Below are 11,206 nucleotides of genomic sequence, written 5' to 3' on the forward strand. Positions count from 1 at the left end.
CGATGCCGAACGTCCCGCCCGAGCGAGCGGAACCGCCGAAGCACACCGCGGGACACCATGCGGTTTGACTTCAGGATCAAGGGCGGCGCAGTGACAGTCAACGGTTGCCACGGCTCCGCCGGTGGACAGTTCTGCCGTCCAAAACCTGCCACCGGGCTCGCATTGAATGCCGGCGCCGGGCAGGCGAGGATGGGGCTCACTCGAGAACTTCCCGCGCCAGGCGTGGCACAGCGAACGACGGAGGTCCGCGCATGCCGCCCGAGCACAAGAGCGCGGACCTCTGCTGGGGTCAGCGCTACATCTGGTTGCGCCACCACCAGCTGCCGAGCGAGCACCGTCACGAAGCGCACATCCTCTGCCGGTTCGACCTTCCCGATGGCGCCACGGTCGCCGGCATGCGGCTGATGCTGAATTACCTGGTGCGACGGCACGAGGCGCTGCGGACCACCTATCACCTGGACCGGGCTGATCCCCGGCAGCAGGTGCACCCGCCGGCCGGGCTGCCGCTGGTCATCGTGACCAGCGAGCGGGACGGCGCCGAGAGCCCGTCCGAGGCGGTCGAACGGCTCACCCTCGCCGAGTTCGACCTGGCGTCGGAGTGGCCGGTCCGAGCTTGTGTCGTCACCACCGGCGGGCTGCCACGGCAGCTGGTGCTGGTGCTCAACCACATGGCCTTCGACGCCTGGACCGTGGAGATGCTGGAGCGCGAGTTGCGGGTGGTGGGCGCCGCCATCGCCGCCGGTCGCCCGGCGGTGCTGGAACCGGTCCGGCACCAGCCGCTGGATCTGGCCCGGCACGAAGCGAGTCCGGCCGCCATCGCTGTGAAGGACCGCGCGATGGCCCGGTGGCGGGCCGAGATCGAGCAGTTGCCGGCCGACACCTTTCGGGCGCGCAGGCGGCCCGCGGACGCGCCGAGCGCCTGCAGCGCCACCCTGACCTCGCCTGCCTTGCTGGCGGCGGCCCGGCGGATCGCCGGGCGCCACCAGGTGTGGCCGTCGCTGGTGCACCTTGCCGGCTACGCCATGCTGCTCGCTGCCTACACCGGCAGCCCGCAGGTGAGTTTCCTGTCCTTCAACGGCAATCGCGACCGGGCTGACTACGCCGACGTGATGACGTGTGAGTTCTCGCCGCTGCTGGTGTCGCTGGACTGCCACGACGACCCGACGTTCACCGAGGTGCTGCGGCGGGTGGAGCGGCGTTTCCAGCTCAGCGGCGGCGATGACCAGGCGCCCTACGACGAGCTGGTCGAACTCGTCTCGGCCCAGAGCTTTCACCGGGGCGAGGCAGTCCGGATCGGCTCGGAGCTGAACTTTCTCAGCCACGCCTCGCACACCAGCGGAGCCCGGCGCACCAGGTTCACTCAGAACGCCCCGCCTACCGCCTGGGCAGCGTCCGGCGCCGAGAGCTACTTCCGGATCTATGAGCTGCGGGACGCGGTGGTGTTGGGACTGAACGCGCTGTCCACGGTGCTCGACGCCGAGACGGTCGAGCGGTTTCTGCGCGGGTACGAGACGGTGCTGCTGGCCTGCGCCGGTTCGGCTGCCGAGCCGCGGCTCAGCGAGGTGGCCGCGCTGGCCGGCTTCGACGCTCCGCCCGCTGGTGACTCCGGGACGCGATCGGCCACCGGGCCCGATCTGGGCGCCGCCGAGACGGTGCTGCTGCGCCATCCGGCGGTCACCGGGGCGCGGCTGTCCGAGGACTCGGGGCGGCTGGTCGCCGACGTCACCACCGACCGGCCGGTCAGCGCCGCGCGACTGCGGACGCACCTGCTCTCCCAGCTCTATGACCACGCGGGCCTTCGGTGCCCGGACTGGTTCGACATCTGCTGGCCGGCCGCTGACGGGCCGATCGGCCGCACCGCGGGCGACGGGCGCAGCGGCGAGCCGGTGGCCCCGGTGTCAGCCGGCGAACAGGCCTTGGCCGCAGCGGTGCGGCTGGTGAACGGGCTGGGCGAGCTGGACCTGTCGGACAGCTACACCGTGGCCGGCGGCCGGGTGCTGCGGATCCCCCAGGTGCTGCAGGAACTGCGCCGGCGCGGTTGGGACGGGGTGTCGCTGCATCAGCTTGCCGGCGCCCGACCGCTCCTGGCGCTGGCGCCCGACCTGACCCCGACGTCCTGAGTCACTCGGGGCCGGCCCAAGCCGGTGGGTCAGGCGCCTTCGACGATGCTGCGGCGGGCGGCCAGCACGCCGGCCTGGAAGCGGCTGACCGCGTCCAGATCGTGCATCAGCGAGGCGATGTGGCGCCGGCAGGTGCGCACCGACATGCCCATCTTGCGGGCCAGCACCTCGTCGGTGTAGCCCTTGGCCATCAGGCCCGCGATGGTCTGGCGCAGGTCACCGGCCGCCTCGGCGTAGCCGGACTCGAAGGAGTCCAGCGGCATGGCCCCGTCCCACATGTGGTCGAACATGTCCAGCAGGAACTGCACGATGCCGTCATCGCGTACCCGGGCCGCGGTTCCCTCGCCGTTGGCCGAACCGAGCAGGACAGCCAGCGACCGGTCGAACACCACGGCTGCCCGGGGCAGGTGGCTGACCGTGCGCACCCGCGCGCCGGCGTCGATCACCTGCTTGATCTTCATCCGGGTCACCAGGTCCGCCCGGCTGCGGTGCTGGCAGATGATCTGGACGTTGACGCCCCGCTCGAGCAGCTGCCCGCAGACCCGCAGGTAGTCGGTGAACTGGCCGTCCTCCTGGTGCCCGGACAGCAGCACGATGACCTCGTCGCGGCAGGTGTCGCTGGCCAGCTTCAGGGTGCCCCGAACCTCCATACAGCCGGTGACGTGCTCGATCGTCGCGGGCGCGCCCGGTAGCTGGCTGCTCTCGGCGTAGTCCTGGCGCAGCGTCTCGGTGCGCTGCCTGACTTGGGCGATGAGTTCGCGCCGGTGGGCGATCTCCTGCTCCATCGGCGTGACCACCAGAGCTGCCGCGATCTCGGGGTCCACCGCTACCAGGCAGTCACTTTCGCCGCTCTCCTCCCGCAGCAGCCGGCAGGACAGCAGCTGCTCGACAGCCGCGGTCACCTCCGCGGGGGTCAGGCCCAGCTCGGCGCCGGCGGCCTCCTCGGTGACGATGCCGCCATGGGCCAGCGCGTAACGATAGAGCCCGTCGACGTGCGCGTCGGGGATGTTCGCGACCCGCGAGCGTTCCCTGGTCCGGTCCAGCACCTGGTGCAAGGCGCCGGCCTTCCGCCGGCCGTCACGGAGCTTGCCCGAGGCACGTGCCGTCGCCGCGGCCATGCCGTCCAGGACTGCCACTGGTCTGCTCACAGTGCTCGCCTCCTCGCACCGCGAGTGCTCGTTGCCGTTGTTGGACCGCGGCACCCGGGGGTTCTGCTACAGCTAATCGCCTCACCACAGATCCGGTAAGCCGCACCGGCTGCCATGGCAGGGTGTTGCCGTGACAAACCTGGTCAACGGCCCTGATCAGTCATCGGCGCTGCCTGGCTGCCGCGCCTTCCGAAAACGATTCTTGGTTTTCATACGAAACCTTTGCCTCTGCAAAGAATTACTGAAACGAGTTCAGGCCAAATCTTCGAGCTCTTTGTGGGATGCTGGTCGGGTGCGTGTATTCCGCACACTCGGACACAACGGGGTCAGTCGGAGAAGTGCATGCTGGAGTCACTCGGTTTCTCTGAGGCCGCTGAAACTCTGTATCGGTTTCTGCTGCAGGAGCCGATGGTGGGCGATGACGTCGCCGCGCATAAATTGGGCGTTCCGGTCACCGAGGTGACTACGGCTCGCGCCCAACTGATCCAGGCAGGACTGATCCGGGATTCCTGGGACGACGACAGCGGCATCGCCTTCGGCAATCCCCAGCTGCTGCTGGACGCGGCGCTGCGCCGGCAGGAGACCGAGCTGGCGCACCGGCAGGAGGAGCTGGCCGAGTCCCGGCTCGGGCTGGAGTCGCTGCTCAGCGATTACCTGGAGGCGACCTCCCAGCCTTCGATGGCCGGCGAGGTCGTGGAGCTGGTGGGCCGGGAGGCGATCCAGCGCGAGCTGGAGACCTGGAGCCAGAAGGTGCAGCGCGAGGTGCTCGCCCTGCACCCGGACACCTCCTACACCGCCGAGCAGTTGGCCTCTGCCCAGGCCATGGACGTGGCGGCGCTGGCCCGAGGCGTCAAGATCCGCTCGGTGTACCGGGAGGATTGCCGCACCGACCCGGCGGTGCGGGCCTACCACCAGACAGTGACCAAGCATGGCGCCGAAGTCCGCTACGCCAAGGTGGTGCCCGCCCGGCTGCTGGTCTTCGACCGGCAGGCCGGAATGATCCCCAGCCACACCGCCGACAACCGGCGAGCGGCGCTGCGCCTGGAGGGCGAAGGCGTCGCCGCGATGCTCGTGCTCAGCTTCGACCTGGTGTGGTCCCAGGCCACCGCCGAGGAGCGCGACAGCCTGCCGCCGCGGATCGAGACAGCCGGCGCCGAAGGCCCGACCGACCTGGACCGGATCCTGCTGCAGCTGCTCAGCATGGGGGTCAAGGACGAGGCAGCGGCCCGGCATCTCGGGGTGTCGGTGCGCACCGTCCGGCGCCAGATCGCTGACCTCATGGTGCGGCTGGAGGCCGGCTCCCGCTTCGAGGCCGGCATGCAGGCCGCCATGCGCGGATGGCTGCGCCCACCCGAATAGTGCGGCCCGGCCATGACTGCAATATGGGTTCAAGCGTTCGTGTCAGCATGTTGCCGAAGCAGTTCTATGACACGTAGATTTCTCCTTATCTTCTTGATTTCCTGACACAGTTCTCCCATCGCACGACTTTGCGGCTCGCCTTCCTGAGCAGACAGGAATTGCGCAGTGGCCCAAAGGGGTTTCTACTTAAATCCGGGAGTTCTCATGTTTACATCGGCACTTAACATCAAGGCCGTCCGCGTCACCACCACCGGGCTCATCGCCGCGTTCCTGGCAGTGTGCACCCTGAGCGTGGCGCCTGATGCCGCCGCCGCTCCGACCGCCGGCACGTCCCAGCACGCGGTAATCGCAAGCAGCTCCGGACAGTCGACCCAGGACGACGGCTTTCACTGGTAGAACCCCTGCTCCGGGCCATCGTGACAGCGTTCACCCGGAGACGATGAAGGCAATCGCGACGAGAATATGACGGCCGCAGCGCCGCGCTGAGTGTTCCCCGGGCCGCAGTGATCTATCACTGCGGTCCGGGTGAACGTTTCTCCGGAACACCTCGAATCAGCAGTCGGTCCACCAGCTTCGAAACCGGTCAGTGGCCAGAATTAAGATCCTGCCACCCTTGGTCGATTGATGCAGGATCGGGGACGCAGATCGACGGAAGGCCGGAAGCGGTTCATGACGCATTCGAATTATGGACCGGACCAGCCGGAGTACTCGGCGCCGCCGTTGCCGCCCGAGGCCTTTCAGCACCCTGATGTCTACCTGCCCCACGCCTACCCACCGCCGCCCCGAAAGGGCGGCCATGGCAAGAAGATCATCGCCGGCCTCACCCTGGCCGCGGTGGCGGCCGGCGGCGCGGTGGCGGCCTACGCCTACACGATGCTGGCCAGCAGTGGAATTCAGCCCGAACGAGTTCTTCCTGCCAATACCGTCGCTTTCGTCAAACTGGACCTCGATCCGGCCGCCGGCCAGAAGGTCGCGGCCTACCGGCTGTCGAAGAAGTTCCCGGCGATCTCCAAGGGCGCGTCCGATCTCGACGGCGCCAGGGACGCCATCCTGTCGGAATTCTTCGACAAGCAGAGCGAGCTGGATTACGCCACCGAGATCAAGCCCTGGCTCGGTGACCGGATCGCGGTGGCGGCGGTGCCCAACCCGGCCAGCGAGGCCGGCCTGGACCCGGTTCTCGCGGTGGCCTACACCGACGAGGCGAAGATGAAGGCCGCGTTCAGCAAGGTCGCCCGGACCGAGCGGGCCTTCGGCTACGTCACCATCGACGGCTACGCGCTGGTCACCGACAGCCAACCGCATGCCGAGGCGGTGCTGGCCGGTGTGCGGCGCGCGACGCTGGCCGGCGCCGAGCACTACCGCGCCGACCTCAAGGCACTCGACGGTGACCAGCTCGCGGTCGGCTGGGCTGACCTCGAGGCCACCGTGGCGGCGCTGAAGGCCGGCACCCGATCAGGATCTAGCTCCAGGTGGCAGGGCCTTGATCGCCTTGACACGCTGGCAGCGGCCAAGGGGCGGATCGTCATCGGAGCCCACGCGAGCTCGGACTACCTCGAGATCTCAGCCGTCTCGCGCCAGCGGGTGGTCAGCGGCGAGCCGCGGCTGGCCGGAAAGCCGGTGAACGGGACCCTGGCCAGGCTGGGCGCGGTTGACACCAGCGCGGCGCTGGAGGTCACCGGTCTGGGCGAGGCATTCAAGCAGGCCTGGGCGGGCGCATCGACGGCGTTGGGCCTGGGTGGGGAATTGGAGGACTTCCTCGAAGAGACCGGCCTGCGACTGCCCGAGGACCTGGTGGCGCTGTTCGGCAGCGACGCCACCCTCTCGCTCCGGCTGCCGCAGGGCGCCAGCGGGGACCCCGAGATCGCCGCCCAGGTCACCACCGACGACGCCGGCAGGGCAATGCGAGTAGTGGACTCGCTGGGACGCCCGTTCGGCTTTCCCGCCGACAGCCTGCACACCCGAGCCACCGCCGATGGCTACCTGGTCAGCAACAGCGCCGGCTATGACCCGCGGTCGACGGCCGGCGCCCGGACCTTGGGGGCGGATCCGGCATTTCAGAAGGCGGTGCCCGACCGGGCCGACGCCGGCCTGATCGGATACCTCAACCTCGGCGCCATCCTCGATTCCGACAAGCACGCCTCTGCCAAGGACAAGGCTGACTGGAAGCACGTGGGCGCCCTCGGGTTGAGCGTCGTCCCGACCTCGGACGGCAGCCGGATCAACTTCCGGCTGACCACCCGATAGCGGGGCGATTTCCGCCGCCAGCAGCACAGCCGCTGCCGTCCTACCGGCTGTTGTGCGCAACTGGAGACCTGTTGCTCACCTGGTCGCAACCTGCCGCGGATTAGGCTGACCGCCGCGCAGGGCATCCCGGATGCCAGCTATCGCGCTGGTTCCGAGCTTCGCTGCGCCAGTCCAAAAAGCGGCAGAACGGCACTCGCCATGACTTCTCCTGACAAGCTTTCCCCTCGTCCGAGCCCGATACGCGCAGAGAGCCACAACAGCCAGATCAACACGGCCGCGGCCCAGGCCCATCGTTGCGGCATGACCCACCTGGCCAGCGGCCGGATCTGCCTGCTTCCCGAGCGGCATCCGGGATCGTGTGACTTCCGGCAGCGGCAGAACGACGTCCGGCTGGCCGACACCGAATCCTGACCCGGCGTTTCCCTCTCGCCCCCTCTTCCAGCCGCGCGGTAGGTTCGCCCGATGCGCCATGGTGTGTCGGTCCCCTGCTTCGGAACCGGGTTGGACGCCGCTCTGGTGGCCGACTGGGCGGTCGCGGCGGAGTCTGCCGGGTGGGACGGCTTCTTCCTGTGGGACCACCTGTTCGCCTTCTCCCCGGGCCCGGTCGACGTGGTGGATCCGTGGATCGCGCTGACCGCGGCGGCCTGCGCCACCCGGCGCATCCGGCTGGGCACCCTGGTCACGCCGCTCCCCCGGCGCCGCCCGCTCGTGGTGGCGCGCCAGAGCGTCACCCTGGACCGGCTCAGCCACGGCCGGCTGGTGCTGGGGGTTGGAATCGGCGGCGGCCCCTTCGAATGGGACTACTGCGGCGAGCAGCCCGACGCGGTGGCCCGCGGCCAGATGCTCGATGAGCATCTGGAGTTGCTGGAGCGGCTGTGGACCGGTGAGCCGGTTCACCACGAGGGCCGGCACTACCGGGTGGCAGGCCCGGACTGGTCAGCCGTCTGCTACCCGCCACCGCTGCAGCAGCCCCGCATCCCGATCTGGGTAGGAGGCACCTGGCCCGGAACCAGGCCCTTCCGCCGGGCCGCGCGCTGGGACGGCGTGGTGCCGATGCGCCTGGACGGCAACTGGGAGGTGGCCGACACCGCGGCGGTCGCGGCCCGGATGGCCTCGCTGCGCACCGGTCCGGCAGGTGGCGCCGACGCGCCCTATGACCTCGCCGTCCCGGGTGAGACCGAGGGCGGTGACCCCGGCCGGCTCGAGCGCTACGCCGAGCATCGCGACGCCGGAGCCACCTGGTGGGTCGAGGCGGTGCATCCCTGGCGCTACGGCTGGGCGGAGGACCGCCCCTGGCCGCTGGCGGCCATGCGCGAGCGGATCGAAGCCGGGCCCTGACCGCCGCGGCGCCGGGTGGCCCGCCTCACGGCCTGTCGGATGTGCCAATTCCCTGTGATTAAGGCATCATTATCCGGTCAGTTTGGGGTTGGGACGTGTCCAGCCCAAGGAAGGAAACATGTCTGAATTGCTTGAGCAGACACCGCCCGCGGATAAGGGTCAGCAGCGCCGGCGGGCCGGTGGGCGGCCGGGTGGCGACGCCAACGCCTTCGCGACAGCGCTGGCCGAGTTGGCGCTGAACGTCCACAGCGGTGCCGCCGATCCGTTGACAATGATCACCGAGTGCGCGGTGGACCTCATCCCCGGCACCGAGTTCTCGGCTCTGGTCATTCCGGCCGGTCCCGGCCGGCTGGAGGCACGGGCCACCTCGGGACCGCTGACCCCTGAGGTGATCGCGCTGCAGAACGATGTCGGCGAGGGGCCCTGCCTGGACGCGGTCAGCCAACTGGGCCCGGTCTGGGTGAGCGACGTGGCAGCCGAGAGTCGCTGGCCGCTGTTCACCGCCGAGGCCACCCGGCTCGGGGTGGGCAGCATGATGTGCACGCCGCTGATCGCCCAGGATCGCAACTACGGCTCGCTGAGCCTGGCCTCCGGCCGGCCGGATGCTTTCAACGAGGAGTCCCGGGTGCTGGCCGCCGTCTTCGCCGCCAACGCCACGATCGCCCTGGCCGACCAGGAGTGGCGGCGCAACATGACGGTCGCGCTGTCCAGCCGCGATGTCATCGGCCAGGCCAAGGGCATCCTGATGGAGCGTTACCGGGTGACCCAGGATGAGGCTTTCGCGCTGCTGGTGAAGGCCTCCCAGCGCACCCACACCAAGCTCCGGACGGTCAGCGACGAGCTGTGCCGCACCGGAGTGCTGCCCATCGGGTAGCCCTCATCCGACCGGATCGCCGCCGCGGCGATCACGGTGACCGGCACCCCTATGGTGGCGTCTGACGGCGCTTGACGTTAACGTCTTGTCAACCAGAAGGGACGTTGCTATGGAAACGCTCATTATCGTCATCATCGTGGTGCTCGTCGTGCTCGCCATCCTCGCGCTGGTCGTGCTCCCCCGGGTGCGCGGCCGGGCCACCGAGCGCAAGCGGGTCGAGGCTCAACAGCACCTGGAAGAGGCCAACGAGCGCTCCGTCCGGGCCGAGTCGGCGCAGGCCGCGGCCGAGGAGCAGGCCGCACGAGCCCGCCGCGAGCGCGCCGAGGCCGAGTTGCGGGCGTCCGACAACGAACGCGACGCCCAGCAGCGGATGGCCGAGGCCGAGCGTGAGCGGGCCGAGGCCCAGCGGCTGCAGGAGCGGGCCAGCACCCTGGACCCCCGCCTGCAGGATGACCGCACCGTGCAGGGCGACCGCACCGTGCAGGGCGACCGCACCGTGCAGGATGACCGCACCGTGCAGGGCGACCGTGTCGTGCATGAGGACCGCACCGTGCGTGAGGACCGCACGGTGCAGGGTGACCGTGTCGTGCATGAAGACCGCACCGTGCAGGATGACCGCACCGTGCGAGGTGATCGCACCGACGGCGACCCGCTTCGCTGAGCTGAGTAGGCGGCTCGCGCCGACCGGCTCAGGCCGATCGGCGCGGGTCGGCGAGCCGGCTGAGCACCCTGGTTCTATCCGGCTGGGACGCCGGTCGATTCGCCGGGATCGAGGGCAGCCGTCACCGCCGCCGCCTCGATCGCGTGGAACAGCCCGTGCAGGTCTGTGACGTCGAAGTAACGGCCGTCCGCCGATATCACCAGATCGATCGTCGTGGCCGAGTCATCGACATTGACGAACAGCTTGCGGGTGGACATGTCCGCTTGCTCCTCCCAGGCCCAACTGCTGTGCGCCACGGCGGCCAGAATCTGCTGATCGCCGGCCGGCAGCCTGGGCTCGGCGGGCGGCGTGTCCTTGCGGCGGTCGTTGTAGAGGCAGCAGAAATCGAAGTCATAGCCCAGCTCTCGGCTGACCCGGTCGATCAGCAGCTCCTGGTCGATGGAGTCGTAATAGGCATTCTTGTAGGTGTGCAGCAGGCTGCTGCTCGCCCTGGCCACCGCCTCACCCAGGCTGATGCCGGCCACATCGATCAGGTACGGGCTGATCTGCACCAGGCAGCTGACCGACTCGGTCAGGCCGGGCCGGAACCGGTTGCCCACCATCACCATCGCCACTGCCGGGTTGTCTCCGGTATGGCGGGCCAGCCCGACCGCGAACATGGCCAGCAACGCCGCCGAACTGTTCACGCTCTGCTGGGCGACGATCCGCTCGATCGCCAGCGCCAGGGCCGGTGATCTGAAGCGGATCATCTGAAAGGTGGGCGGGCCGGGCAACCGCGGTGGGCCGAACCAGCCGGGCGTCACCGCCCGCATCACCTGCTCCAGGTGCTTGAGGGCGGCAGCCGACTGGCGCCGGGCAGCCGGCTCGCGTTGCCGTTTGGCCTGCTCCATCGGAGGGATCGCGGTCAGCGGGCCTGCCGGGGCGCCGGTCACCGGGTCGCGGGCGAACATATCGCTCAGCATCACGGCCAGGCCGCCGGCGTCCAGCGCCAGGTGCAGGTACATCACGACGAGGTGGGTGACCGCGCCGGCCTGAGTGATGACCGTCATCCGGAACGGCCACTCGTTGACGTAGTCGAAGTTCTGCTCGGCACAGCGCTGACGGGTCTGCTCGGCGAGTTCGGCGGGGTCGGCCTCGCCGGCTTCCACGACCGACAGCGCCGCCTCGCCCGAGGCCGAGCACACCTGCCGGACCTGGCCGTCCGGCCCGAACCAGAGTCGGGTCCGCAGTGACTGGTGACGACCCATCAGGTAGGCCAGCATGTCGGCCATCCGCTGGACCGTGGTGCCGGCTGGCATGGGAGCCACCCCGCCCATGGTCGCGGACTGGCCAGTGTCGCGGATGCAGTGCCAGAAGGCCACCTGGCTCCAGGTCAGCTCCTCGCTGCCCTCGCCCTCGCCCTCGAACCGAACGAGGATCTGCTGTACGCGCGCGCCGGTCCCCCGATCAGTCGGCATCGACC

General features: G+C 69.5%; 9 protein-coding genes. 7 read left to right on the forward strand and 2 right to left on the reverse strand.

Features of this window, described 5'->3' with window-relative positions; genetic code table 11:
- Positions 1 to 251 precede the first annotated feature (251 nt).
- The gene (locus VF557_00540) at positions 252 to 2,120 is read left to right on the forward strand and encodes a condensation domain-containing protein (protein ID HEX8078674.1); all 1,869 of its coding nucleotides are present in this window, start codon (positions 252 to 254) and stop codon (positions 2,118 to 2,120) included.
- Positions 2,121 to 2,149: 29 nt separating this feature from the next.
- On the opposite strand, the gene VF557_00545 is transcribed toward VF557_00540, so the two are convergent.
- Entirely contained in the window at positions 2,150 to 3,268 is a 1,119-nt protein-coding gene (locus tag VF557_00545) for a hypothetical protein (GenBank protein ID HEX8078675.1), read from the reverse strand.
- Positions 3,269 to 3,679: 411 nt separating this feature from the next.
- Here VF557_00545 and VF557_00550 point away from each other — a divergent pair, with 411 nt between their 5' ends.
- The 6 genes from VF557_00550 (at position 3,680) to VF557_00575 (ending at position 9,744) form a co-directional block, all read left to right on the forward strand.
- Positions 3,680 to 4,627 carry a hypothetical protein gene (locus VF557_00550; protein ID HEX8078676.1) on the forward strand — a complete coding sequence of 316 codons (948 nt, stop codon included), beginning with the start codon at positions 3,680 to 3,682 and terminating at the stop codon, positions 4,625 to 4,627.
- 204 nt (positions 4,628 to 4,831) lie between these two features.
- On the forward strand, positions 4,832 to 5,023 hold the full coding sequence (locus tag VF557_00555; protein ID HEX8078677.1) for a hypothetical protein: 192 nt from the start codon (positions 4,832 to 4,834) through the stop codon (positions 5,021 to 5,023).
- Between the two features lie 273 nt (positions 5,024 to 5,296).
- Positions 5,297 to 6,871: a DUF3352 domain-containing protein gene (locus VF557_00560; GenBank protein ID HEX8078678.1), complete on the forward strand. Its 1,575-nt coding sequence runs from the start codon at positions 5,297 to 5,299 to the stop codon at positions 6,869 to 6,871.
- Positions 6,872 to 7,333: 462 nt separating this feature from the next.
- Positions 7,334 to 8,209 carry an LLM class flavin-dependent oxidoreductase gene (locus VF557_00565; GenBank protein HEX8078679.1) on the forward strand — a complete coding sequence of 292 codons (876 nt, stop codon included), beginning with the start codon at positions 7,334 to 7,336 and terminating at the stop codon, positions 8,207 to 8,209.
- A 118-nt stretch (positions 8,210 to 8,327) separates the two neighbouring features.
- Entirely contained in the window at positions 8,328 to 9,083 is a 756-nt protein-coding gene (locus tag VF557_00570; protein HEX8078680.1) for a GAF and ANTAR domain-containing protein, read from the forward strand.
- A 109-nt stretch (positions 9,084 to 9,192) separates the two neighbouring features.
- Complete coding sequence (locus VF557_00575) at positions 9,193 to 9,744, forward strand: hypothetical protein (GenBank protein HEX8078681.1); 552 nt, start codon at positions 9,193 to 9,195, stop codon at positions 9,742 to 9,744.
- 74 nt (positions 9,745 to 9,818) lie between these two features.
- On the opposite strand, the gene VF557_00580 is transcribed toward VF557_00575, so the two are convergent.
- A complete protein-coding gene (locus VF557_00580; protein ID HEX8078682.1) occupies positions 9,819 to 11,201 on the reverse strand; it encodes a condensation domain-containing protein in 1,383 nt (460 codons plus the stop codon).
- Positions 11,202 to 11,206 lie beyond the last annotated feature (5 nt).

This window comes from Jatrophihabitans sp., assembly GCA_036389035.1.
In the GTDB taxonomy this organism is placed as follows: Bacteria; Actinomycetota; Actinomycetes; order Mycobacteriales; family Jatrophihabitantaceae; genus Jatrophihabitans_A.